General features: G+C 65.6%; 21 protein-coding genes. 10 read left to right on the top strand and 11 right to left on the bottom strand.

Going from position 1 to position 24,205, the window contains the following annotated elements; all coding sequences use genetic code 11:
• Positions 1-18: 18 nt before the first annotated feature.
• From AC5RWA_RS18545 to AC5RWA_RS18535, 3 genes are all read left to right on the top strand, one after another.
• A complete protein-coding gene (locus AC5RWA_RS18545; protein WP_494058620.1) occupies positions 19-1,152 on the top strand; it encodes a lipid II:glycine glycyltransferase FemX in 1,134 nt (377 codons plus the stop codon).
• A gap of 123 nt (positions 1,153-1,275) precedes the next feature.
• A complete protein-coding gene (locus AC5RWA_RS18540; RefSeq protein WP_494058619.1) occupies positions 1,276-2,592 on the top strand; it encodes a peptidoglycan bridge formation glycyltransferase FemA/FemB family protein in 1,317 nt (438 codons plus the stop codon).
• 67 nt (positions 2,593-2,659) lie between these two features.
• Complete coding sequence (locus tag AC5RWA_RS18535) at positions 2,660-4,162, top strand: threonine/serine exporter family protein (protein ID WP_494058618.1); 1,503 nt, start codon at positions 2,660-2,662, stop codon at positions 4,160-4,162.
• Between the two features lie 53 nt (positions 4,163-4,215).
• Here the strand turns inward: AC5RWA_RS18535 and AC5RWA_RS18530 are convergent, their stop codons facing one another.
• A complete protein-coding gene (locus AC5RWA_RS18530) occupies positions 4,216-5,055 on the bottom strand; it encodes a siderophore-interacting protein (RefSeq protein WP_494058617.1) in 840 nt (279 codons plus the stop codon).
• A 14-nt stretch (positions 5,056-5,069) separates the two neighbouring features.
• Entirely contained in the window at positions 5,070-5,840 is a 771-nt protein-coding gene (locus AC5RWA_RS18525; protein WP_494058616.1) for a uracil-DNA glycosylase, read from the bottom strand.
• Between the two features lie 140 nt (positions 5,841-5,980).
• Here AC5RWA_RS18525 and AC5RWA_RS18520 point away from each other — a divergent pair, with 140 nt between their 5' ends.
• The 5 genes from AC5RWA_RS18520 to groL all read left to right on the top strand — a co-directional run bounded on the left by AC5RWA_RS18520 (position 5,981) and on the right by groL (position 10,590).
• Entirely contained in the window at positions 5,981-6,322 is a 342-nt protein-coding gene (locus AC5RWA_RS18520; protein WP_079597854.1) for a DUF3263 domain-containing protein, read from the top strand.
• A gap of 47 nt (positions 6,323-6,369) precedes the next feature.
• Complete coding sequence (locus AC5RWA_RS18515) at positions 6,370-7,029, top strand: LytR C-terminal domain-containing protein (RefSeq protein ID WP_494058615.1); 660 nt, start codon at positions 6,370-6,372, stop codon at positions 7,027-7,029.
• Positions 7,030-7,198: 169 nt separating this feature from the next.
• The gene (locus AC5RWA_RS18510) at positions 7,199-7,405 is read left to right on the top strand and encodes a cold-shock protein (protein WP_015936110.1); all 207 of its coding nucleotides are present in this window, start codon (positions 7,199-7,201) and stop codon (positions 7,403-7,405) included.
• Positions 7,402-8,673 carry an ABC transporter substrate-binding protein gene (locus tag AC5RWA_RS18505; RefSeq protein ID WP_494058614.1) on the top strand — a complete coding sequence of 424 codons (1,272 nt, stop codon included), beginning with the start codon at positions 7,402-7,404 and terminating at the stop codon, positions 8,671-8,673. Before AC5RWA_RS18510 ends, AC5RWA_RS18505 begins: the two co-directional genes overlap by 4 nt.
• A 288-nt stretch (positions 8,674-8,961) precedes the next feature.
• Positions 8,962-10,590: a chaperonin GroEL gene (groL, locus tag AC5RWA_RS18500; protein ID WP_079597850.1), complete on the top strand. Its 1,629-nt coding sequence runs from the start codon at positions 8,962-8,964 to the stop codon at positions 10,588-10,590.
• Positions 10,591-10,735: 145 nt separating this feature from the next.
• Here the strand turns inward: groL and AC5RWA_RS18495 are convergent, their stop codons facing one another.
• Entirely contained in the window at positions 10,736-12,055 is a 1,320-nt protein-coding gene (locus AC5RWA_RS18495; protein ID WP_494058613.1) for an ABC transporter substrate-binding protein, read from the bottom strand.
• 247 nt (positions 12,056-12,302) lie between these two features.
• On the opposite strand from AC5RWA_RS18495, the gene AC5RWA_RS18490 reads away from it, so the two are divergent.
• Positions 12,303-13,352 (top strand): RNase H family protein, encoded by a 1,050-nt coding sequence (locus tag AC5RWA_RS18490; RefSeq protein ID WP_494058612.1) that lies wholly within the window; start codon positions 12,303-12,305, stop codon positions 13,350-13,352.
• 113 nt (positions 13,353-13,465) lie between these two features.
• Here the strand turns inward: AC5RWA_RS18490 and AC5RWA_RS18485 are convergent, their stop codons facing one another.
• From AC5RWA_RS18485 to AC5RWA_RS18450, 8 genes are all read right to left on the bottom strand, one after another.
• Positions 13,466-13,753: a WXG100 family type VII secretion target gene (locus tag AC5RWA_RS18485; protein WP_079597847.1), complete on the bottom strand. Its 288-nt coding sequence runs from the start codon at positions 13,751-13,753 to the stop codon at positions 13,466-13,468.
• Positions 13,754-13,861: 108 nt separating this feature from the next.
• A complete protein-coding gene (locus AC5RWA_RS18480) occupies positions 13,862-15,340 on the bottom strand; it encodes a sensor histidine kinase (RefSeq protein ID WP_494058611.1) in 1,479 nt (492 codons plus the stop codon).
• Positions 15,341-15,342: 2 nt separating this feature from the next.
• Complete coding sequence (locus AC5RWA_RS18475; RefSeq protein ID WP_079597846.1) at positions 15,343-16,053, bottom strand: response regulator transcription factor; 711 nt, start codon at positions 16,051-16,053, stop codon at positions 15,343-15,345.
• 186 nt (positions 16,054-16,239) lie between these two features.
• Complete coding sequence (locus AC5RWA_RS18470) at positions 16,240-18,207, bottom strand: MSCRAMM family protein (RefSeq protein ID WP_494058610.1); 1,968 nt, start codon at positions 18,205-18,207, stop codon at positions 16,240-16,242.
• A gap of 449 nt (positions 18,208-18,656) precedes the next feature.
• A complete protein-coding gene (locus AC5RWA_RS18465; RefSeq protein WP_494058609.1) occupies positions 18,657-19,157 on the bottom strand; it encodes a DUF427 domain-containing protein in 501 nt (166 codons plus the stop codon).
• A gap of 50 nt (positions 19,158-19,207) precedes the next feature.
• On the bottom strand, positions 19,208-20,854 hold the full coding sequence (locus AC5RWA_RS18460; protein ID WP_494058608.1) for a DNA repair helicase XPB: 1,647 nt from the start codon (positions 20,852-20,854) through the stop codon (positions 19,208-19,210).
• Positions 20,855-20,867: 13 nt separating this feature from the next.
• On the bottom strand, positions 20,868-23,366 hold the full coding sequence (locus tag AC5RWA_RS18455; RefSeq protein WP_494058607.1) for a helicase-associated domain-containing protein: 2,499 nt from the start codon (positions 23,364-23,366) through the stop codon (positions 20,868-20,870).
• 10 nt (positions 23,367-23,376) lie between these two features.
• Complete coding sequence (locus tag AC5RWA_RS18450; protein ID WP_079597841.1) at positions 23,377-23,610, bottom strand: hypothetical protein; 234 nt, start codon at positions 23,608-23,610, stop codon at positions 23,377-23,379.
• A gap of 207 nt (positions 23,611-23,817) precedes the next feature.
• On the opposite strand from AC5RWA_RS18450, the gene AC5RWA_RS18445 reads away from it, so the two are divergent.
• Positions 23,818-24,201 carry a cold-shock protein gene (locus AC5RWA_RS18445; RefSeq protein WP_009358151.1) on the top strand — a complete coding sequence of 128 codons (384 nt, stop codon included), beginning with the start codon at positions 23,818-23,820 and terminating at the stop codon, positions 24,199-24,201.
• The last annotated feature ends 4 nt before the right edge of the window (positions 24,202-24,205 follow it).

Raw genomic sequence — 24,205 nt, 5'->3', positions numbered from 1 at the left:
CTTTAGACTTGAGGCTGCATGTCCGCACGCAGCTACGAGTACCGAAACCGCGCATCAACCCGATTGGACACGGCCCCCTTGCGAGAATTCACCGCACGTTTTGCCACAGCCGAGGAAATTGAAAACTGGGACAAGCACGTCACGGCCAATCCGAACGGCGGCAATATGCTGCAGTCGGCGGCCTACGCGTCGGTGAAGAACGGCAGCGGCTGGAAAGTCCGGTTCCTCGTGCTTGAAAGCCCGGGAACCGCCAGTTACAACCTGGTGCTGGAAAAGAAGTTCCCCGTGCTCGGCCGGCTCTGGTACCTCATCAAGGGCCCCGACCTTGCGGCGGCAGAAGACCTGAAAGCAGCCCTCGACGCCTGTGCCGCGTTTGCCCGCAGCCGCAAACTGAACGTCTTCACCATCAAGGTGGAACCGGACATCATTGACTCCGGCGATGCCCAGGCACAGATTGCCGCCGCCGGGCTGGTCAAGGCACCCAACATCCAGTCCAACGATTCCACCGCACTGCTGGACATCTCCCAGCCTGAAGAAGCCGTTTTCAAGGCCATCTCCTCCCGCGCCCGCAACGCCATCCGGCGTGCGGAACGGGAAGGCTGCGAGGTGATCCGCAAGGAACATGGCCCTGAAACGTACCGGGCACTCTACGACCTGATGGCGGACACTGTTAAGGCCAAGGGGTCCATGCCGCTGCGCAGCTACGACTACTACGCCGCGTTCTGGGATGAGTTCTGCGACCGCGGCCAGGGGCACTTCTTCTTTGCCTACGAGGACGGGAAACCCAGCGTCGGCGCCTTCGTGATCAACTACGGTGCCAAGGCGACCTACAAGGACGGCGGCTCCACGCAGAACCGCAAGCAATACGGCGATTCGCATCTGGTGCAGTGGGCGGCCATCCGCCGCATGCAGGAACTGGGCTGCACCGAATACGACTTCTGCGGGACGCCGCCGTCCTCCCGCATCAAGGACAAGAGCCACACGCTTTACGGCATGGGGATGTTCAAGACCAGCTTCACCAAAACAGTGACCGATTTTGTGGGGTGCCACGACTACGTCCTGTCTCCCCTCCGGCACAGACTGTGGGTCAAGGGCGCTGAACGGGTGTTCCGCCGGATTGAAACGGCACGGACCGGCCAGCAGTTCTACTGACCACACGCCGAACCCCAGGCCGTCCTGGAGATCAGCCACACCGCGGCTGCGGCTCCGCCCGAACACCGTCCCGCCCCGCGACTGCGCTGCAGGCCGGAAAGAGATATGAAGAAGGTAATTCCCTTGACTCCAGTTCCTACCGCCACAGACCTTGAGTTCGCGGTCCTCAGCGATGCCGACTTTGAGGCCTTCGCCCTGACGCATCCGCAGAACAGCTTCCTGCAGTCCGTCGACTTTGCCCGGTTCCAGCGCGCCCGCGGGCAGCAGGTGGAACTCTTCGGAGTCCGGCGCGACGGCGAACTGGTGGCGGCCGGGAAGCTGAACTTCACCACCACCCGCCTGGGATACACGGTGTGTGAATGCGCCAAGGGCCCCCTGATGGACTACGACGACCCCGAACTGGTGCGCGCCGTCGTCGAACTTCTCCGCAAGCGGGCCGGCGAACGCAAGGCCGCGGAACTGCGGATCTCGCCGAACCTCAAATACATTACCCGTGACGAGGACGGCGCGGAACACCCCGAGGTGGAGGATAACCGGCCCCTGCTGGCCCGGCTCGAAGGGCTCGGGTTCCAGCACCAGGGCCTGGACATGAACTTCGTCAACGTGAACTGGATGTTTATCAAGAGCCTCGAAGGCATCCAGGACGCGGAGGAGCTCATCATGGGCACCAGCTACCGCACCCGTAAAGCCATCCGCAAGGCCGAGAAGAACGGCGTGTTCCTGGAACAGGCCACCCTGGACACCCTTGATGATTTCTACGGTGCCCTCAGCCACGCCGGCGACGAAAAGGGATTCGTGTACCGCGAACGCGCGTACTACGAGCACCTGCTGCGCACAACATCACCCGAGTTCACCAAACTCATGATGGCCAAAATCGACATTCCGGCCTACCGCAAGTCGATCACAGACCGCCTGGCCGCCGAGTCAGCCACGGCCGCGGACCTCCGCCGCGAGGTGGAGGAGACGGGCAGCAAGAAGAAGGCCAACCGGCTCAAGGTGGTCCAGGACCTCGTGGACAGCTACGAACGCAGCCTGAAGGACATCGAACGCTTCCCCGACTCGGTGGGTGTGGCCACCGTGGCAGCCATCCACTTCGTCTGCTACGGCGACGAGGTGGTGTGCGTCATCGGCGGCACCGTCCAGGACTACATCTACTTCAACGGCGCCACCTCGCTGTACTGGGGCATGATGCTGCACGCCCTCGAAAAGGGGTATCCGCGCTACAACTTCTACGGGACATTCGGGATCTCCGGGCAGGACCAGGAAGGCCACGGCGGCTACGCCTTCAAGAAGGGCTTCGGCGGCGAGGTGGTCCAACTGGTGGGCGACTTCGTGCTGCCCGTCCGGCCCGCCGTGTTCCACGCCAACCGGCTGGCCCGCGCGGCCGCCGCAGCGGCCCGCACAGTGCTGGGCAAGCTGCCCGGAAGGCGCTCCGCCTGACCGGCTGCCTGCACCAGCCCACTGATCACACAAACGAACAGTTCACCTGCATTGGGAGGAGGGAACCATGACAGACCTGCCCGAACACCCCGGGGCCGGGTATCCCAAAGGCAGGCCGCACACTAACGGCCTGCCCAAGACGGAGCCGCTGACTCCCGCCCAGCTGAGGCAGAACGCCGCCGCCAAGAGGATGCTGCGCCGGCTGGTCCAGAGCGAGAACCCTCCGACGGCGCCGCTGAGCATCGTGGACCGCCTCGCCGGCAGCCCCTACGCCAACCCCACCATCCAGGTAGGCGGTGTGGACACGTCCGCCCGCAAGACCCTGGACTTCGCCCTGCACCTCGCCGAAACCATGTTCCGGTACGGGGCCGGTGCACTGGAGGTGGAGACCAGCATCATTGCCGTCACCGCCGCGCTGGGACTGAAGAACATCGAGGTGGACATCACCAACCAGTCCGTGGGCATCAACTATGCGCCCAAGGACCAGACGCCGATTGCGCTGCTGCGGGTCGTCCGCTCCTGGACCAACAACTATGCCGGACTGGCCAAAGTGCACCAGCTGGTGACCGACATCGTGGCCGGGGGAGTGGGCCGCGATGAGGCCATCCGGCGGCTTAACGAGGCCATTACCAGCCCCAAACCGTTTCCCCGCTGGATGGTCACGGTGGCCTTCGGCATTTTCGCTGCCGTGTTCGTGGGCGTCCTTGGAGGCGGGCCGGTGTCGTCGGCCATTGCGTTTGCGGCCAACATCGGCGTGAGCCTGCTGGCCCGGCAGCTGGGGCGGTGGCGGGTGCCGGACTTCTTCATCACGGCCAGCTGCTCCTTCGTGGTGACCCAGCTGGCACTGCTCCTCTGGCAGTTCGGGCTGACCACCTCGCCGGCCATCGTGGTGGTGGGCGGCATCCTGCTGCTCCTGCCCACGGGCCGCCTCGTTTCCTCCGTCCAGGACGCCATCAACGGCTTCCCGGTCACGGCGGCCGGGCGGTTCCTTTCGACGCTGCTGACGTTCGGCGCCATCGTGGCGGGCATCGCCGTGGCCTTTGTGGTGGGCGAACTGACCGGCATGGAGCGGATCGATGTCACCCAGACCTTCCCGCCCGCCTACGACCTGTGGGTGCTGATCATCTTCGTGGCCGTGGCCGTGATGGCCATCGGCATTACCGAACAGACCAGCTGGCAGCTCCTGCTGCCCACGGCGGCCGTGGGCGTCGCAGGCTACCTCGTCCTGCTCGGCGGCGGCCTGCTGGGCATCGGCGACCGGTTCTCGCCTGCTCTCGCCGCCGTGGTCATTGGGCTGCTGGCGCGCGTCGTGGCGCTTCGGATGGGCGCACCCCAGCTGGTGGTTGCGGTCCCCGCTGCGCTGATCCTGCTGCCGGGCCTCACCATCTTCCGGTCCATGTACGTGCTCACGGTTGAAGAGTCGGAAATCCTGGTTGGTGCCGGGAACATGCTGAGCGCCGGTGCGATCGTCCTGGGCACGGCGGCAGGCATTGTCCTTGGCGACACACTCGCCCGGCCGCTGACCAGGAGCCTGGCCAGCAACGAGCGGCGCCGCGCCCGCCGCCGCTAGGCATACTTCGGCGGCGCTGTCGCACTGCCGTGGCCGGTTCCACGGCGGACGCGTCAGATCTGCCCGACCGGCAGTTTCTTTTCGGCCTGGAAGGCGTCCTCCACCCGGCCCTGCGCCCAGTAGCCGGACAGCGACACCTGCCGGCGTTCCAGGCCCCGCTGCGTGAAGAAAACGTCCCGCAGTGCCTTCATGTAGCCGCGCTCACCGTGGGCGAAAACGTCCACCGTTCCATCGGGCCATTCGGCGTCCGCTACCGCCTTGACCAGCAGGTCACTGGAACCTGCCGGGACGCCGTTGCGGGCCAGCCAGGTGATCTGCACCCCGGCCGGTGCGGCAATCAGCTGGACGTCGGCGTCGGAATCCACCTCCAGGAACGCCAGGCCGGTGGCCTCCGGCGGCAGGGCTTCCAAGGACGCCGCGATGGCCGGCAGTGCCGCCTCGTCGCCGGCAAACAGGTACCAGTCGGCGTCCGGGTTGGGGTTGTAGGCTCCGCCCGGACCGGTGAAGGTCAGCGCGTCGCCTGGCTGGGCCTTGGCCGCCCAGGGGCCTGCCAGCCCTTCATCGCCGTGGACCACAAAGTCGATGGCCAGTTCGCGGGCCGCCGGATCAACCCAGCGGAGGGTGTAGGTGCGGGTATAGGGCCACTGTTCGCGCGGCATGGTCTCCCGGATGGTCCACAGGTCCAGGGGCGCGGGGTATTCCACTCCGGGCTGCGGAAAAACGATCTTGACGTACCGGTCCACGAAGCCGTTGTTGACGAAGTCCCCAAAGCCTTCCCCGCCTGCCACGATCCGGACCATGTGCGGAGAAAGCTCTTCCCTGCGCACTACTTCGAGGTTGATCTGCGGACGGGTCTTCTTGCTGGCGCTGGTTGCTGCGGGAACAATGCTCATAAGGCAAGCCTAAGCTAAGGGGCCGGCGGCAGTTCCCAGGTTACGTCCAGGGCACCCTGCTCCCGCAACAGTTGGTTCACCCGGCTAAAGGGCCGCGAGCCGAAGAAGCCGCGGGAGGCGGACAGCGGGCTCGGGTGGGCGCTGGACACAATCGGTGTGCCGCCCAGGAGCGGGCGGACCGATTCGGCTTCCTTCCCCCACAGCAGCGCAACCAGGGGCACGGGTGACCCGTCCGGAGAGCGGCGGCCGGCAACGGCGGCGACGGCCGCCGTCGTAATTTTCTCCCAGCCTTTGCCGCGGTGGGAACCTGCCGACCCGGCACGCACCGTCATCACCCTGTTCAGCAGCAGCACCCCCTGCTCCGCCCACGCGGACAGGTCGCCGTGGACCCGCGCCGGAATGCCGAGGTCATCCTCCAGCTCCCGGTAGATGTTGGCCAGGCTGCGGGGGATGGGCCGCGTGCGCTTGTCCACGGAAAAGGAAAGGCCCACGGCGTGGCCCGGCGTCGGGTAGGGATCCTGCCCCACCACCAGGACTTTCACGCCGGCCAAGGGCTGGCGGAAGGCGCGCAGGACGTTCGACGGCGACGGCAGGACCTGGCGCCCCGCCGCGACTTCTGCGGCCAGGAAGGAAAGGACCTCCCGCAGGTCACCTTCCACGCCGGCCAGCGCGTCAGCCCAGTCGGGCGCCACGAGGTCTGCCAGCGGGCGCTGCGCAAGCCCGGCAAAACCGATGGCGTCGGCGGGTTCACGCTCCAGTTCGAACAAGGCGTCTGATTCAAACACCGTCCCATTCTTGCAGGGGAACGCCGCCGGGATGGTTGTCGCGTTGCTTCCTTGCCTGGACCCGGGCGCAAATGACAACGCTGTTATTCGTCCGTAGCATGGGGGTAAGACATTTGCCCCTACCAGCGGAGGAGTGTGCCGTGGCGGAACCGGCCCGGGAACACATGCCCGGACATGTGCCGGAGCAGGAGCCGCGGAACCAGCTCCTGGCCGATTTCACCCTTCGGGACTCGCCGCTGGGTGAGCGCGAGCAGCAGATGCTTGCCCTCGAGCGGCAGTGGTGGAAGTACGCCGGAGCCAAGGAACAGGCCATCCGCGAGCTCTTCGACCTCTCCGCGACCCACTATTACCAGCTGCTCAACGCGCTGATCGACAGCGAGGATGCCCTGGCCCACGATCCCATGCTGGTCAAGAGATTGCGTAGACTACGTACGTCTCGCCACCGTGCACGCACCGCACGGCGCCTGGGGTCCGACGCCTAGGACGCCCCACGCCCTTCAGCAGCAATCACCAAGGATGTCCTTCCACCATGACCAAATACGCCCGCGATGAATTCGACAAGGTCCCCGAGAACTCGTCGCGCCAAGGTGTCCACCGCACGGCTTCCGCCCCGGCCCGGGTGCGGCTGTGGCCCATCCTGGCGGTGGGTCTCGTGGCACTGGCCATTGGCGTGGTGTCCTTCCTGATCCTTCCCAAGATGGGCTTCGGCGGTACGGGCAGCCAGGCGTCAAGCCTGGCGGCCAGCCCGCTGGCGGACACCGGCACAACGGAACCCGCCGCCCAGGAAAGCCCGGCAGAGCCCTCCGCCAACGCAACACCCTCCGCCGAAGCTGTGCAGTCCGCCTCGAACGAGCCCTCGCCCAGCGCCGAGGCCGAACCTGAGCCCACTCCCTCGGCCGTTGCACCGGTTTTCCTGGACAGGACCCAGCCGGTAGCCGTCTACAACGCGGCCGGCACGGCGGGGCTGGCAAGCCGCGTGGGCGGTACGGTCCAGGCGGACGGCTGGACGCTCGGACAGGTGGGCAACTGGACCGGTGCGCCGCAGCAGGGGTCCACCATCTTCTACTCCGGTGCCGGCCAGCTGGCGAACGCCCAGGCGCTGGCGGAACTGCTGGGAGTGCCCACCCTGGTAAGCAGCACCGAGTTCCAGGTGCCGCTGGTTGTGGTGCTGGGTCCGGGCTACCGCTAGGGCATTTTCTGTGGCACCGGTCACGCATCAGTAACGTTTGCCGAACCTGCTCCACGCTGACTGCGGCGCCGTCCCGGCATTGGCTAGAGTGAAATTCAGGCTTCGTTCCGGGGCCAGGCAGCAGACAGCAGCGCGGTTTCCCCGGTCTCAACGGAAAGAGTTGGTCATCATGGCACTGGGAACCGTCAAGTGGTTCAACGCGGAGAAGGGCTACGGCTTCATCACCGTGGACGGGTCCGGGGACGACATTTTTGTCCACTGGTCCGCCATCCAGGGTGAGGGCTACCGTGCACTCGACGAGGGCCAGCGGGTGGAGCTCGAAGTCGGCGAAGGCGAGAAAGGCCCCCAGGCCGAAAGCGTCCGGCCAGCCGAGTGAAGCCGCTGTTCCGCCCCGCCGCCCGGATCCGTCCGGCGCTTGCCCTCTCCCTGTGCGCCCTCCTGGCCGCGACGGCGTGTTCCGGCGTGACCGGCAATGCGCGCGTCGAAGCAGCGGAGGCGTCCGGGGATGGCATCCTGCGCGTGGGCCTGGTCCTGGACAACACCGGTGACAGCAGCTTCCTCAACGCACCCCAGCTGGCAGCGGCCAGGCTCGCAGTCAAGGACATCAACGACGCAGGCGGCCACAAGGGCCGGCCCGTGGAGCTCCTCCCCGTCGCCACGGACCAGGACGCGGCAGCCCAGGCGCACGCCTTGGTAGCCGGAAAGGCCGACGTGGTGATCGGGCCCACCGATTCCAGCAACGCCGAAGCAACCATCGACGTCCTGTCCAGGGCACGCACGCCGCTGATCTCACCGGCCAACACTGCGGCGGGCCTCACCGGCACCGACTCCGGCGGCTACTACTTCCGGACAGCGGCCGCGGATGTGGCCCAGGCTCCCGTCCTGGTCAAACTCGCCAAGGATGCCGGCGCCCCCACTGTCACCGTGCTGTACCAGGAGGGCTCCTACGGCAAGGACGTTTCGACGGCTGTTTCCGACGCCGCCGGGCAGTCCGGACTCAACGTTGCGGCGACGGAGGGGTTCACGCCGGGGGAGGCCGCCGGAGCCGCCGGTGAGGCAGCGAAAGCTGCATCCGATGCGGTGATCCTGATTGCACGCGAGGGTGCGCAGGGCGCGTTGGCAGAACTGAACAATGCCGGAGTAGCCGGGGACCGCATCATCATCAGCGACGGCGCCTTCGCCCGGTACGGGTCCACGCTGGGCGCCAGGGCACTCGACGGCGCCCGCGCGGTGGTTCCGGGGCAGCTTCCCTCCGCGGGATTCCAGGAGCGGCTGCTGGCCGTCGACGGAAAACTGAAGGACGTATCGTTCGCGGCCGAGACATACGACGCCGTTACCCTTGCTGCCCTGGCCGCCGCCAGGGCGGAGGATGATGCAGGCCGCTCCGTCACGGCGAACCTGATCAGCGTGTCCGGGGGAGTGGCTGGGGCGCAGGCCCCCGCGGCTGCTGCCTGCGCCTCCTACAAGGAATGCCTGGCCGGACTGGCATCGGCGGGCGTCATAAATTACGACGGCGAATCCGGCCCGGTCGCGTTTGACGACAACGGAGACATCACCACGGCCAACTTCATGGTGTTTATATACGGGGCCGACAACATTCCCGCGCCCAGCGGCCGGGAGACAGCGGGCCGCGCCGCGAGCTGATCGCCCTCGGCGAATACCAGGGCGGACTGCCGGTTGGGGGCCTCTTTCGCTTGCACTCTCACGTGGGGAGTGCTAATTATTGAGTTAGCACTCTGACGTACCGACTGCTAAAGCAAGGCCTGGTTCCGCCGGGCGGCGCACGGCAGCGGTCGAGGAGCGAAGAAACACCTAACTGGAGTGAGATCCCCACCCGGAGGCGTACAGAGGCCGCCGGCAAAGGATCGTCCGTCGCGGGCACTGCAGCGAAGGTTCAATCTTAACGACTGTCCCGAAAGGACTACTGCCGTTATGGCCAAGATCATTGCATTTGATGAAGAGGCACGCCGCGGCCTTGAGCGGGGCCTGAACACCCTCGCCGACGCCGTTAAGGTCACCCTCGGCCCGCGTGGACGCAACGTCGTCCTCGAAAAGAAGTGGGGCGCCCCCACGATCACCAACGATGGTGTTTCCATCGCCAAGGAGATCGAGCTGGACGATCCCTACGAGAAGATCGGCGCCGAGCTGGTCAAGGAAGTTGCCAAGAAGACGGATGACGTCGCAGGCGACGGCACCACCACGGCTACCGTGCTGGCACAGGCCCTGGTCAAGGAAGGCCTGCGCAACGTTGCTGCCGGCGCCGACCCGCTGTCTCTCAAGCGCGGCATCGAGAAGGCCGTTGAGGCCGTCACCGCCGAGCTGCTGAACTCCGCCAAGGAAATCGAAACCAAGGAAGAGATCGCCGCTACGGCCTCGATCTCCGCCGGTGACGACGAAATCGGTGCCCTCATTGCCGAAGCCCTGGACAAGGTCGGCAAGGAAGGCGTCATCACGGTCGAGGAATCCAACACCTTCGGCCTGGAGCTGGAACTCACCGAAGGCATGCGCTTCGACAAGGGCTACATCTCCGCCTACTTCGTCACGGACGCAGAGCGCCAGGAAACGGTCCTTGAGGACCCGTACATCCTGATCGTCAACTCCAAGATCTCCAACGTCAAGGAACTGGTTGCTGTCCTGGAAAAGGTCATGCAGTCCAACAAGCCGCTGCTGATCATCGCCGAGGACATCGAGGGCGAGGCCCTGGCCACCCTGATCGTCAACAAGATCCGCGGCACCTTCAAGTCCGTGGCCGTCAAGGCCCCCGGCTTCGGTGACCGCCGCAAGGCACAGCTCGCCGACATCGCCGTCCTCACCGGCGGCCAGGTCATTTCCGAGGAAGTCGGCCTGAAGCTGGAGAACGCGGGCCTCGAACTCCTGGGCAAGGCACGCAAGGTTGTTGTCACCAAGGACGAGACCACCATCGTCGAGGGTGCAGGCGACGCCGACCAGATCGCCGGCCGCGTTTCCCAGATCCGCGCCGAGATCGAGAACTCCGACTCCGACTACGACCGCGAGAAGCTGCAGGAGCGCCTGGCCAAGCTGGCCGGCGGCGTTGCAGTCATCAAGGCCGGTGCCGCCACGGAGGTTGAGCTCAAGGAGCGCAAGCACCGCATCGAGGACGCAGTGCGCAACGCAAAGGCTGCTGTTGAAGAAGGCATCGTCGCCGGTGGCGGCGTGGCCCTCATCCAGGCCGGCGCCAAGGCATTCGCCAACCTGCAGCTGTCCGGCGACGAAGCAACCGGCGCCAACATCGTCCGTGTTGCCATCGACGCTCCGCTGAAGCAGATCGCCTTCAACGCCGGCCTCGAGCCGGGCGTTGTTGTTGACAAGGTTCGCGGCCTGCCCGCAGGCCACGGCCTGAACGCAGCCACCGGCGAATACGTCGACCTGCTGGCTGCCGGCGTCAACGATCCCGTCAAGGTAACCCGCTCTGCCCTGCAGAACGCGGCCTCCATTGCCGGCCTGTTCCTCACCACTGAGGCAGTTGTGGCCGACAAGCCCGAGAAGAACGCCGCTCCCGTTGGCGGCGGCGACGACATGGGCGGCATGGGCGGCTTCTAGCCTTCCTGCCGGGACCTGTCCCGCTGATACGACAAATGCGGCCCCCTCTGCGGAGGGGGCCGCATTTGTCTTTTATGCGGTCAGCGGTTGCCGTACGGTGTGGTGGTCCGGCACTGCCTGGTGGTCCGGTTGTGCAGTGCCTTTGCTACTTCCTGGCGCTGGACAGCATCCCCTCGACTTCCTTCTTGAAGGCCTCCGCCGCAGCCTGCGGGGTGAGGCGGTCGTACAGCACTTCATCCGTGTAGCGCTTGATCACGTTTTGCACGCTGCCGGCCCCTACCGGCGGAACCGGCGGTGCTTCCTGGATGTCAGGTGAAATGTCCTTGAGGAAGGACACGACGGTGGTGTCCGCAGGCTTCAGCGCAGGAGTAATGCTGTTAACGATCTCCGGGTTGGTGGGCACGCCGCGGTCCGTCATCAGGATGCTGCCGGCCTCCGGGCTGTTGGTGAGGTAGTTGATGAAAGTCGCAGCCTCCTCGGGGTGCTTTGAGCGCGACGAGGCGGACCAGAACATGGTGGGCTTGTAGTACATGCCGTTCTTCGCGGCCGAGCCGTCGACACTTGGTGCGCGGAGCATCTGGATGCTGCTGCCGGTGGTGGCTTCCAGCGAGCCGAGCTGGTTGGTCCACCACCAGGCCATGCCCACCCGGTTGGTTCCGAACAGGCTTTCCTCCAGGCCGGCCCCCGAGTCCTCCGTGGCCACCGTTGCCGGCGGGCTGGCCTTCGAGTCCCGCTGCTCCTTCAGCCGCTCCCAGAAGGACGCCGCCGTCGCGGTGTCAAAGTCCAGCTTGCCGTCGCTGGAGTACAGGTCCTCGCCGTGCTGCCGCAGCCAGATGATCAAGTCAGCTTCGTTGCTGCCGTAGGCGGCGCCGTAGTTCTTTCCGTCACCGGCAGCGCTGATCTTCGACGCCGTTTCCATGAACTCGTCCCAGGTCCACGTGGTGTCATCCGGGACAGGTACGTTCGCTGCCTCGAAGACCTTCGTGTTGGCCATAATGACGTAGGCGTTCTGGCCCGTGCTGAGCCCGTACTGCGCGCCGTCGTACTGCCCTGAAGCCAAGGCCTCCTTGTCCAGCTTGGAGGTGTCGATGCCGTCCTGCTTGGACAGATCCAGCAGCGCCCCCCGGCCGCCGTACTCGGCGATGTACTTCTGGTCCATCTGGATCACGTCGGGAGCATCGTTGGCGGCCGTTTTTGTGGCCAGCTTGTCCCAGTAGCTGCCCCATTCGCCGGGCTCGGATTCGATGTTGATGTTGGGGTGCTCCGCCTCGAAGGCTGCGATGACCTTTTCGGTCTGCCCGTTGAGGTACTCGTTGCCCCACCAGGCGAACCGCAGGGTAACCTGCTCATTACCGCCTGACCCGCCGGTTCCCCCGGAGGCGCCACAGCCTGTAGCCAGGATGGAGAGGGCCAGGGCCGCTGCGCCGAGCTGGAACTTGCGCCGGCTTACAGTCCGAATCGTCATTGATGTGCCTTCCTGGTACCGCCTCCCGGCAGGTCGGCATCCGTACCGCCGCCTGAGAAAGCGTTTTCTCATTTCAATAAGAGCGATTGTTCCCTGATTCATTCCTTCCGTCAAGAACTTTCGGTAACCGCTTTCCCGATTGTTGGGCATAGGCGAGGGCAGGACAAGCCCGGGCGCCTCCCTTGGGGCTGCGGGCGATCTGGCAGCAAACGCCCGCATTGTGGTCCAGGTCTGGCAGGATGGACCGGTGACGATTACTGCAGCGGCTGACGGTTCGGCCTTGGGAAACCCGGGCCCGGCCGGCTGGGCCTGGTACGTGAATGATGATTGCTGGCGCGCCGGCGGGTGGCCCCACGGGACCAACAACCAGGGCGAACTGATGGCTGTCCTGGACCTGTTCCGGGCCACCGCCCACCTCCCGCAGGAGGACTTGCGCATCCTGTGCGACAGCCAGTACGTCATCAACTCGATCACCAAGTGGATGCCGGGGTGGAAGCGCAAGGGCTGGCGCAAGGCTGACGGGAAGCCGGTCCTGAATGTGGAGCTCCTGAAGGAACTGGACCGGGAGCTTGCCGGCCGGAAGTACAGCTTCGAGTGGGTCAAGGGGCACGCTGGCCATGAACTGAACGAAGCGGCGGACGAGCGCGCCCGGGCTGCTGCCACCGCTTACCAGCAAGGCGTTGCCGCGCGGTCCGGCCCCGGGTTTCCAGGCTCCCACGTGGTTGCGGCTGGCCATGATGCACGTGGAGTGCCCGCTGCTGCCCCTGCTGCAACACAGCGGGCGGCAGAAATGCCCCAGGCACCAGCCGCCAGGGCAACAACCCCTGGAACAGCCACCCGGACAACCGCCACCCGGACCGCAGACGTCCCGTCCGCCGCGGGTCCGGACGAGCTTGACCTGTTCAGCCAGCTGGAAACCGACCCCTTCGACGTCGCGGACGCGCAGAAGCAGGCCCCCTCGCCTGAAGCCCTGGTAGAGGAGCTGGAGCGCGAACTCCTGGGGCCGCTGGTGCGCGGCGACATCGGGCGGACAGCTGTTTTGCTGCACCCCGACTTCATGGAGATCGGCAGCTCAGGGCGCGTCTGGACGCGTGACGCCATGATGATGGCACTGGAAGAGGAACCCGGGGAACGGACAGACATTGAAATCCTGGGGGTGGACCGCATCGGCACGGGTGCCGTCCTGCTGACATACCGGAGCTTTGCCCGGTCCGGCACCACCCTCCGCAGCTCCCTGTGGGTCCTTGACGGCAACCGGTGGCGGCTGAGGTTCCACCAGGGAACACCCGAAGCGTAGCCGGTACTGGCATCGCCGCCACTGTGCTGCGTCGCCACTGTCCTGTGCCGCCATTGTCCTGTGCCGTCATTGTCCTGTGCCGCCGCTGAGGATGGTGCGGGCCCGGCAGCCCCTCAGCTGAAGCGTTGGGTGTTGCCCTGCTCCGCCTGCACGTAGGTGGCGGCGGCCGATGCCAGCGCCGCGTTGATGGAAGCCAAAGATGCCTCCACCCTGCCCTGGGTGAGGGTCCACTCGGCGATCAAAGCCTGGAAGGTGGTGGCTGCCGAACCCCGCCAGGAGCCCTGCAGTTCGTCCAGGCCGTACTTCATGGCCTGGACATCGGCGCTGATCCTGTCCACTGTTGCCTGCACGTTCGCGGACTTCAGCTGAAGCAGTTCGGTATCGACGGAAATGATGCTCATGGCAGTGCCTTTCGCTGAGATGGGCAGCGGTGCGCTTCCCTGCCCGGCTGTTCCGGGCTGCTGCAACGAGCCTATGGACGCGCCTGTTGCCCCAGCCACGCGCGGAGGCTATATGTGGATAACCTCGCCGTCGCTGCCTTGGGCGTCCGCCCGCTCCGGCGGGTCGCCGCGGTAGGGGAGGCTGACCACAAGGGTGGCGCCGCCGCCGTCGGTGGTTTCCACCCGCACGGAACCACCGTGGGATCCCACGATCGCAGCCACAATGGCCAGGCCCAGTCCGCTGCCGCCCGTTTCCCGGGTCCGGGAGGTGTCTGCCCGGTAGAAACGCTCAAAGACCTTGGACGCATCCTCGTCGGAAATGCCCGGCCCGTGGTCGCGTACTTCGATGATGGAGCGGGCTTCCCCGTCCACGGTCCGCACCCCCACCGCAAGTTCAATGGGCGAGCCCTCGGGGGTGTAACGCAAGGCATTGCCCACGAGGTTGCCCACCACCTGGCGGAGCTTGGCTTCGTCGCCCAGCACCGGGGCCGGAGTGGCAGTCCCGCCGTCGAGCCCGGTCAACGAAATTACCCGCGAGCGGGCGCCGGCCTTGGTATCGACCACAGCATCGTGGGCAACCAGCTGCAGGTCCACGGGCTTCTGCTGGAGCGGGCGCTGCTCATCAAGCCGGGCCAGAAGCAGCAGATCCTCCACCATGGATCCCATGCGCTTGGCTTCGCTTTCGATCCGGCCCATGGCCGTGGCCACATCCTCGTCCGTTGTCAATGCCCCGTGGCGGTACAGCTCGGAGAAGCCGCGGATGGTCACCAGCGGGGTGCGCAGTTCGTGGGAAGCGTCGGCGGCGAAACGGCGCATCCTTGCCTCGGATGCGGTGCGAGCCGCGAAGGCAGTTTCGATGTGGGCGAGCATGGCGTTCAACGAACTGCTGAGCCGGCCGAGCTCGGTAGCCGGATTTTCCACCTCCACACGCCGGGACAGGTCGCCGGCAGCAATGGCGGCTGCCGTTTTCTCCACCCGCGCCAGGGGCCGGAAGGACCGGGAGACGGTCCAGCTCGCAATCAAAGAGGCCAGCAGGAGCGTGAGCAGGCCCACGCCGATGACCACAAGCGTGGCGTGTTTGAGGACATCATCCACGCTTTGGAGCGGCAGTCCAATAACCACGACGGCGGGACGGTTGTTGGCGAGAACCCTTACGGCGACCACCCGCCAGTTCTCGCCGTCCGTGCCCCTCACCTGGTAAGGCAAACCGCCACGCAACTGGGCCTGCTCCACCGACATGGAGCTGATATCAGGACCGCCCCCGTCAGTGTCCCGGCTGAGTGGGAAGGGCTCCTCATCGGGAACAAAAAGCGTCAGCGAGTAATCGGTGGGAACCCTCGGGTTGGGCGCCTGCAGCTGGGTGAAGGAACCCTGCTCTTCGGCGAGGCGCACGGCGGCATTCAGCTTGTCATCGACCTGTCCCTGCAGGAAGCTGTGCAGCAGCGCCAGGGTGCCCGCACCGGTCACCGTCAGCGCCACGATCAGCAGGGCCATGATCATGGCCACCAGCTGCGTCCTGAGGGAGGACGACTTCCACCGCTCCAGCAAGGTCAGCGCTTTTCTGCCGTCCGCAGCACGTAGCCCACGCCGCGCTTGGTCTGGATAAGTGCCGGGGCCTCGGGATCGATGTCCACCTTACGGCGCAGGTAGGAAATGTAGGACTCCACAATGGACGCATCGCCGTTGAAGTCGTACTCCCACACGTGGTCCAGGATCTGGGACTTGGACAGCACACGGTTGGGGTTCAGCATGAGGTAGCGCAGCAATTTGAACTCGGTGGGGGAGAGCTCGATGACGGTGCCGCCGCGGCGGACCTCGTGGGCGTCGTCGTCGAGTTCCAGGTCGCCGACGCGGATGACGGCGTCGTCGTCCAGCAGGGGCTGGGTGCGCCGCAGGACAGCGCGGATCCGGGCCACCACTTCGTCGAGGCTGAAGGGTTTGGTGACATAGTCGTCCCCGCCCACCGTGAGGCCGGTGACCTTGTCCTCGGTGTCATCCTTGGCGGTCAGGAACAGCACCGGGAAGTGCTTGCCCGATGCGCGGAGCTTGCGGGTGACGGTGAACCCGTCCATGTCCGGAAGCATGACGTCCAGCACGGCCAGGTCGGGGGTGTGCGTATCCGCAGCCGCCAGGGCATCCCGGCCGTTGGCCGCCGAAACCACCTCGAACCCTGCGAACCGCAGCGAGGTGGACAGCAGCTCGCGGATGTTGGGTTCGTCGTCGACAACGAGGAGCTTCGCTTCTGGGCCGTTCTTGTTCATGCTCCCATCATGCTCCCAGTCTCTGGGAGTTGTCTGGATGCAGGATGAATGTTTTATGGACGCCAACGGACAGGCGACGTACCACGCACAAGGCAGGGTCCGCGGCCAGTACGCCGCGGACCCTGCCTGTCAGTACTCCATTCGTGATGGGTCGAGCCCGGGGCTTGACCCATCGTCACAACGCGTCTATTGAGGGATGTTCACATTCGAATCGTGATTACCGTAGCTCTTGTCGCCATAGGTGGCTCCACCCAAGGCACACAGCTGAGCGGAGGTAAGCCCCGATGGGGTCGTACCCAGGGAGGTCTTGTCCTCACCGTCCACGGTCACTGTGCTTGAGTACAACGAGTTGTCGGCTTCCTTGCAGACCAGCACGATGATCTTGAAGTCGCGCGGATCTACGAACGTGAGGGACACAGTCCCGCCGGCGCCCACAGTCGCAAGTTGAGCAGTTGCGGTGTCATGTCCTGCAGGAGTCGTCGTTTCAACCACCCAGTAACTGCCCTGGACAATGTTCAGGAACGAGCAGGTGCCAGCTTCCGTCGTCGTGCAGGTGAATGCCGTTGCCGCGTCTTCGGCGCCAGGCCCTGTACCACCGGTAGGTGCGGCATCGGCGTACAGAGTGAAGACAGCACCGGCGAGCGGAACGCCGGGAGTGTCGTCATCGGTCTTCAATACATTGATGCGTCCCCTCTGGCTGTTCGTGAACGTGCACTTGACCGTCTCACCGGCCGCTGCGACGAACGTGGCCGTCCGTGTTGACACATTGCCGGTGCTGTTGGAGTCGTCGCAAGCGATTCCTGTGAGGTCGAACCCCGGCGCCGGGTCGGTTTCCGTCGCCGTGTACGTGCCGGGCAGGATGCCTGCTGCTGTCAACGATTGACCGTCGCTGATGGATCCGTTCAGCCCGGCAACATCACTCGTAAAGGCGAACGTTCCTGCCGTTCCGTCAGGAACAGTCTGCTTCTCCACGATGATGGTTGCGCGGGCGGTGTTGGTGTAAGTGCAGTCGACGGTGCCCTGGAAGCCGAGCGTGATGTTGATGGTTGCGCTGGTGCCTGATTGTGCCGCAGAGGTCCCCGTGCCCGTCACCGTACAACTGATACTCGTCAGGTCCCACCCTGCAGGAAGGCTGTTTTCGGTGATGGTGTAGGAACCGGGCTGGAGGGCCGAGCCGTAGTCGCGAAGGCCGCCGTTGCTGAGGGTGAAGGTGGCGGGAGTTAAACCGCCGGTAGTGGTGTAACCGAAAGTTCCATCGCCGCCCACTGTAGCCTTACGGATCTTGATGGAGCCGCACTTGGAGAAGTTGAGCGGCACAGGGGCGATGAAGTCTTTCAGCGCTGCGGTGAAAGAGTCCGAGGAACGGCTCTTCAGATATGCACCGCTGAACGTTTCGCAGGTATTTGCAGGAATGATGTTGGAATCAGTCAGGTTGATGGCTGCTTCGCCGAAAGTGCGCACGCTGAGGCTGCGGGGAGCGTCAGGGTTGATCGGATCTACCACCGCTTCCGTGTTGATGGACGCTTCGAAGTTCCCGTCGAGGGGTTGGACTTTGCCCCAGCAAGGAACAGTATTCGACGCTTCACAAACTGAAGCCGGGGCGCCCGTAGTCGTCCACAGATGGTAGCCGAGCACAGGAGTAACGCCGCCCTGGGCAAGATCATACTTAATCAGGACATCACCGTCACTGCGGACAGGGGTGACGCCATTGGCGGAAACAGCGGCGGACTTATTGAACTCGAAGTCCATGTTGGTGGTGCCGTTGGGCTCCTGGACCCGCTCCCAGGCCAAGTAGGCGTAGTCCTTGCCGTTGGCTTCGGTCTTCAGTTTCGAATAGAAGCGCGTCAAATCGCTCTTGTTGTTTGGGACCTGGCCTGAGACGACAGTCGGTACAGGGGTGTCTTCCTTGGTTCCCTGTCCGAACGAGTTGTCCTGTTGGCCTGTGGGCAGGTCCAGGCCGCAACCAACAATTGTGCCGGTGCAGCTGATCGCCGCATTGGCCCAGTCGTCCTCAACGCCATTCACCAACAGGTTGCCGTCACCGGCGTCGAAGGGACTACCGGGCAGGTTTGCCTGTGCCGATGTAACGCCGGAAAGGATTAGAGCCAGACAGGCGATTCCCGCGCCCCAACGGGCGCGCGTAATGTTTTTCATGGGTGTGTGCTCACTTCAGAGTGGCGAATGATGTTTCGGAGCAGGCAGATGACCTGCGCCGGCGAAATCCCCAGCATCTCCCCAATGTTTGATCGGCAGTGGCCCGCGCAGGGGGGCCCGGCCGGACTACTCCTGTCGTCGCTTCGTCGCGTAACGGAGTCGGTTAGGCAGCACGAAGCCAGCGGTCATTGCTGGTTGTGGGCCGGGGCAAAGGATGGTCGATCTGCGCATGTGAAGCAGCGTTCTACGAAGCGGACCAGGCCGTGAGCCCAGCCCTCAAGTCCCGATCTGAGTTCGGAACCTGTTACCTATATGTAACCCAGCGATCTGAACGTACTGCCGGGAAAGTGCGCGAACAATGTCCTCATCAACTCTTTGCGGTTTCCCGCAGTCTCCGCCTTTCCCAAGTCGTTATGCTGCTTGGACACGGCAGGTAGGAAATCCGCGGGTCACCAGCCCATGGTTCCCGGGTCTCCCTTGAACGGACCCACCACCCGGTCCGTGATCCAGCCGCCGTAGAAGCCGCCGGCCTGCGGACGCACGCGCTCGCCGTCCACCTCGCAGGAGTCCATCCTGCCGGGGTAGACCGCCACACGGTCTGCCAGGTCCGCGTATCCCGCGACGGGCTCGGGGTAGAACCAGGCCGCCCTTTCCGCTACCGCGCTGCCGCCCCGGACAGTGAGGTAGCGGTCTGAACCTTTGAACTCGCAGAAGCTGCTTCCGGGCGCAGGCTCCAGGGCTCCCGGGATGAACGAGGAACGGGGCACGTAGTAGACGGGAGGATGGCTAGTCTCAAGGACACGGAGGGAATCCGTGGTGTCCAGGATCAGTTCCCCGCCCAGAATGATCCTGATCCGTTCCCGGCTCGGCTCGACGCGCGGCGGACGGGGGTAGTCCCAGACCGACTCCTGGCCTGGCAACGGAATGACCGGACGTATTTTCGGACGCATGCCTCCCAGTGTGCACCCATGGCGTGGCCGATGGGGCCTGCGGTGCGCACTTAGCCGGGCTGCCCCACATCCTTGGCATCCATGATCCGGTACGCGTAGCCCTGCTCGGCAAGGAATCGCTGGCGCTTCGCGGCGAAGTCCTGGTCCAGGGTGTCCCTGGCCACCAGGGAGTAGAAGCGGGCGGCCCGCCCGTCCTTCTTGGGCCGCAGCAGCCTGCCCAGCCGCTGCGCCTCCTCCTGCCGTGATCCAAAGGAACCGGACACCTGGATGGCAACCGAGGCCTCCGGCAGGTCAATGGAAAAGTTGGCAACCTTGGACACCACCAGCGTCTGGATCTCGCCGGCCCGGAAGGCATCGAAGAGCTTCTGGCGCACCTTCACCGACGTGTCCCCCTTGATCACCGGTGCCTGCAGCCGCGCGCCGAGGTCGTCCAGCTGGTCGATGTACTGCCCGATCACCAGCAGCTGTTCACCGGCATGCCTGGCCACGAGCTCCTCCACCACCAGGGTCTTGGATTCGGAGGTGGAACACAGCCTGTACTTGTCCGCATCCTCGGCCATGGCGTAGGCAACCCGCTCGTCCTTCGGCAGGTCCACCCGGACCTCCACGCAGTCGGCCGGGGCGATGTACCCCTGGGACTCGATGTCCTTCCACGGCGCGTCATAGCGCTTCGGTCCGATCAGGCTGAACACCTCGCCCTCCCGGCCGTCCTCCCTGACCAGGGTGGCGGTGAGCCCCAGCCGGCGCCGGGCCTGGAGGTCCGCTGTCATCCGGAAAATCGGCGCCGGCAGGAGATGGACTTCGTCGTAGATGATCAGGCCCCAGTCGTGGCCGTCCACCAGCTCCAGGTGCGGATACAACCCGCCGCGCTTGGTCGTGAGGACCTGGTACGTCGCGATGGTCACCGGACGGACTTCCTTCACCGCGCCGGAATACTCGCCGATCTCGTCGTCCGTCAGGGTGGTGCGCTTCAGCAGTTCGTCCTTCCACTGCCGGGCGGCCACGGTGTTCGTGACCAGGATCAGGGTGGTGGTTGATCCCGTGGCCATCGCCGCTGCCCCCACCAGGGTTTTGCCGGCCCCGCAGGGAAGCACCACCACGCCGCTGCCACCGGCCCAGAAATTCTCGCTGGCCAGCTGCTGGTAGGGCCGCAGCTTCCAGCCGTCCTCGTTCAGGGCGATCAGGTGCGGGGTGCCGTTCACGTAGCCCGCCAGGTCCTCAGCGGGCCAGCCGATCCTGAGCAGGAGCTGCTTGAGCTGTCCGCGCTGGGAGGCGTGCACCACCACGGTTTCCCCGTCGATCCGGGGCCCCAGCAGGGGCTGGATCTTCTTGGCCCGGATCACTTCCTCCAGGACCGGATAGTCGTCCGTCCGCATGACCAGTCCATGCTGGGGGTCCTTTTCCAGGCGCAGCCGGCCGTACCGTGACATCGTTTCCTCGACATCGATCAGCAGCGAATGCGGCACCGGGAACCGCGAGTACTTCAACAGCGTATCGAGGACCCTCTCGGCGTCGAGGCCGGCGGCGCGGGCATTCCACAGTCCGAGCGGCGTCAGCCGGTAGCTGTGCATGTGTTCGGGGGCCCGTTCCAGCTCGGCGAAAGGGGCAATGGCGTGCCGCGCCTCGGTGGCCAGCTCATGGTCCACCTCCAGGAGGATGGTTTTATCGCTCTGGACAATCAGGGGTCCGTCGTTCACGCGGGGGAGTCCTTCACTGGTGCAGTTCTTCTGCAGCCTCAATGTCGATAATGCGGTGGATGGACAGGACGCGTTCCGTTTCCTTTGCGGGGTCGAACACCCGCACGCGTCCGCCGCTCACCGATAAGGGAACAACGATTTCCAGGTTGGCATTCCCCAGGCTGTCCACCACGTTCATGCTGATCCGCTGCTTCAGCCTGATGGCACGCTGCAGGGCCTCAAGCCCCAGCTGGGTGGCCGCTTCGCCTGACTGGTCCCCTGACGGGGCCTGGCCGCCGTGGGCATGGCGTCCGACGGCGGGAGCGGCGTGCCGCAGCACGGCCAGTTGGGCGTCCACGTCCTCGGCTGCCGGCGCAGTGCGCGGTGCCGTGTAGACCGGCCGAAGGCTTTCCTGGGCGGCAGGAGTTTTGCGGAGCCGGACTGCGGGGTCTTCTGTTCCTTCGACCGTGGGGGAGAGGCCCAGGCTCCGCAGGACCTGGGCTGCCTCCCTCGGCGGCGCAGTGGATATCACAACAGTGGACGCGATGCGGACCAGGCCCAGCCGGGCTGCTTTGGGCCCGGACAGGAGCTCGGCAAGGGCTGATTCGTCGTCGCTCTGTATGAAGCTGGCGGCCGCACCTACCCGCAGCCTGCCGTGCCGCGACGCCGTGTCCTCCACGAGGTATTCAAGCGGCTGGGGAACGGCGGTGGCGGAGTGTTCCCGCAGGAAGTCCAACAGGCCGGCGGCGTCGTAGCCGGCGTCGAGGGCGCGCCGGATGGAGTTGTCCGAGAACCGGTAGATGGTGGCGGGGCCCTGGCCTTCGGCATCGGCCATCACCAGAAGCTTTTCGGTCAGTTCAGGGGCCAGGTAGCCCGGCGCGACGGCGGTCAGGTCGGCCTGCAGGAGGACGTGGTTCAGCGCGGCAGGCAGGTGCTCGCCCAGGATGTCTAGGGCGGCATCGGGCCGGTCTTCGGCGAAGGCGCTGCCCAGCTGGCTCAGGGCGCCGGATCCCACCAGGCCGAGCAGTTCGGCTTCGGCGAGGACGCCCCGGATCAACGAACTGAACCGCCGCGCCATGCGTGGCTGGGCCCACTCGGCACGCTGGAGGACCGCGGCGGCGTCCAGCACCGGCGCGGTGCCGTCCGGCGCTGCCGCTTCGGTGGTGAGCTGGTGCAGGATTTCCAGGATGCGCTTGCGGATCACGGGAGCGTCGGGGCGCTGGGGCTCGGCGGATAACGCCACGATGGTGCTGCCGGAGGCCGTGCGGTGCCCTCCAGCCCCCTGGGCCCCATTGACGGGCTGGCCTACCAGCGACGGGACGCGTTCGCTGGCCAGCCAGGCGTTCACCAGCCACAGCCACTGTTCCTGGCGGGGGAGGACAAGCCACTCAAGCTGCGGGGGCTGGACCCAGGAGGAGGAATCGACATCGAGCCGGATCAGGCCCGCGAGTCCGCACAGTTCCAGCAGCAGCCCCACGCGTGCCTGGTCCACCCGGAGCTCGTCGGCGAGCCGGCGCATCTCCCGGACCCCCACCCCGCCGCTGCGCAGCGTGGCGAGCGGCTGCTCCCGTACGGCATGCAGCAGCTCACCCACCAGCCGCAGGGTTTCCGAGATGGCACTCATCGCCGCGTTCCTGCGCAGCAGTGCGGTGGTCCGGCCCAGTTCCGGGATGGGCGGTGAGAGCGTGAAATCGTTGATGATGGCTCCGCCACGCAGGGACACCCCTACGCTGTGCGGCAGCTCGACGTGTGCAGCATCCAGCGGCACCAGCAGGCCGCGGGCCAGAAGCCAGTCAACGGGCCCGACGTCGGACCCCTCCGTGGTGATGGAGGCTTTGCGCTGCGCCTGGGGGACGGCACCCATGGCCCAGTTGCGGAACCTGGCGAGCAACGCCGTCGTCCGCTCAGGGGCTCCGGCGAGGATCTCCTGCAGCGCCTCGGGGGAAGAGGTCCAGTGCTGGAGGGCGAGGGCTGCCTCCATGGGGGTGGTGGCGTCGTGGATGGCGACGCCGCTGCGGTGCAGTTCGGAGACCAGCTGGACCGCCCGCTGCGCGAACGCCGGCTGGAGGCGGACCAGCTCGGTGTAGCTCCTGCCCAGGCCTGCCGGGTAAAGGCCCACCACGTCCTTGAGGCAGCCCACCGGAAGGTAGAAGCGCTGCCTGGCGGCGGAGGACGGGGTTCCGTGCGGCGGCGATGCCCGGTGTACCAGGGCCAGTTCCTGCAGCGTTGCCAGGATCCGTTCAACTGCGGCGAGCGTGGCGCCGGAGATCATTTTCCTGAGACCGGCCGCCGAGGCGCTGTGCTCAGTGTCCGTGTTGGTGCACAAATGGAGGGTTTCGAGGACCTGCATCTGCGGCCGGTTGAGCCGTTCGAGGGCCCGTTGGACGCTGACCCGTGCACTTGCCCGTGCGGCGAGGGCGGAAAAATCCGGAACAGTGGGGGAGATGAGGTCCGGCCGCGCGTCGAACAGCGCCCGCAACGAGTCATCGCTGCGTGCCTCAAGGTCCTTGCTGAGCGCGCGAATAAGGGACATCAGTCCAACGTTACCGCTGGTCAGGCTTTCCTGCCCGGCGGCGCCCGGCAACACTGTCCAGAACAAGGAAAAGCATAAGGAGGAACGCCACAGGCAAACCGTACAGTGCGGAATAGGTGACCCACGCCGGCGCCACCGAGCCGGCGAAGGCAAGCGCCATGACGGCTCCCACGGCGGCCAGGGAGAGCACGGCAATGACTGCGGCGACGATCATGATGGGCCGCCGGTAGCGCGAGGGTGTCATGGACGTAACGCTACAGCCCCTGCGGCGGCGGGCGTGAACGGCGTTACCTGACGCCGTTGAAAGCAGGATTCGGGCACCGGGCAGGATAACCTTGAAAGATACAGACCAACACGGTTTGCAGCTGCCATACCTTGAACCCGCACAACACTGCGGATGCGGTGGCGGCCGGCCGTGTCTCACGACAGCAGAACGAAGAAGGTTGATTACGTGCCTACCGGCAAGGTCAAGTGGTATGACAAGGACAAGGGCTTCGGGTTCCTCGCAGGCGAGGACGGCCAGGAGGTTTTCCTGCCCAAATCGTCGCTGCCCGAGGGTGTAACGGAGCTCAAGGCCGGCACCCGCGTGGAGTTCGGCGTTGCCGACGGCCGGAAAGGTGCGCAGGCCCTGGGCCTGCGTGTCCTGGACAAGACGCCGTCCATCGCCAAGGCCAAGCGGCCCAGCGCAAGGGACCTTGCTCCGCTGGTCCAGGACCTGGTGAGCGTGCTGGACAACCTGTCCGGCACCCTGTCCAAAGGCAAATACCCGGAAGGCAACAAGGGCAAGGCCATCGCCGCTGCCCTGCGTAAGGTTGCCGACGAGCTGGACGTTTAGGCAC

It is taken from the genome of Arthrobacter sp. 210 2, from assembly GCF_059093025.1.
Note: the sequence above shows the minus strand (reverse complement) of the source record. Positions and strands in the feature narration are given on the sequence as shown.

Bases quoted from the DNA above. Each gene is read 5' to 3' on its own strand.
- AC5RWA_RS18465 (WP_494058609.1), bottom strand. From the start codon at position 19,157: ATGCGTCCGAAAATACGTCCGGTCATTCCGTTGCCAGGCCAGGAGTCG.
- AC5RWA_RS18485 (WP_079597847.1), bottom strand. From the start codon at position 13,753: ATGAGCATCATTTCCGTCGATACCGAACTGCTTCAGCTGAAGTCCGCG.
- groL (WP_079597850.1), top strand. From the start codon at position 8,962: ATGGCCAAGATCATTGCATTTGATGAAGAGGCACGCCGCGGCCTTGAG.
- AC5RWA_RS18450 (WP_079597841.1), bottom strand. From the start codon at position 23,610: ATGACACCCTCGCGCTACCGGCGGCCCATCATGATCGTCGCCGCAGTC.
- AC5RWA_RS18455 (WP_494058607.1), bottom strand. From the start codon at position 23,366: ATGTCCCTTATTCGCGCGCTCAGCAAGGACCTTGAGGCACGCAGCGAT.
- AC5RWA_RS18510 (WP_015936110.1), top strand. From the start codon at position 7,199: ATGGCACTGGGAACCGTCAAGTGGTTCAACGCGGAGAAGGGCTACGGC.
- AC5RWA_RS18530 (WP_494058617.1), bottom strand. From the start codon at position 5,055: ATGAGCATTGTTCCCGCAGCAACCAGCGCCAGCAAGAAGACCCGTCCG.
- AC5RWA_RS18475 (WP_079597846.1), bottom strand. From the start codon at position 16,053: ATGAACAAGAACGGCCCAGAAGCGAAGCTCCTCGTTGTCGACGACGAA.
- AC5RWA_RS18545 (WP_494058620.1), top strand. From the start codon at position 19: ATGTCCGCACGCAGCTACGAGTACCGAAACCGCGCATCAACCCGATTG.
- AC5RWA_RS18470 (WP_494058610.1), bottom strand. From the start codon at position 18,207: ATGAAAAACATTACGCGCGCCCGTTGGGGCGCGGGAATCGCCTGTCTG.
- AC5RWA_RS18495 (WP_494058613.1), bottom strand. From the start codon at position 12,055: ATGACGATTCGGACTGTAAGCCGGCGCAAGTTCCAGCTCGGCGCAGCG.
- AC5RWA_RS18535 (WP_494058618.1), top strand. From the start codon at position 2,660: ATGACAGACCTGCCCGAACACCCCGGGGCCGGGTATCCCAAAGGCAGG.
- AC5RWA_RS18515 (WP_494058615.1), top strand. From the start codon at position 6,370: ATGACCAAATACGCCCGCGATGAATTCGACAAGGTCCCCGAGAACTCG.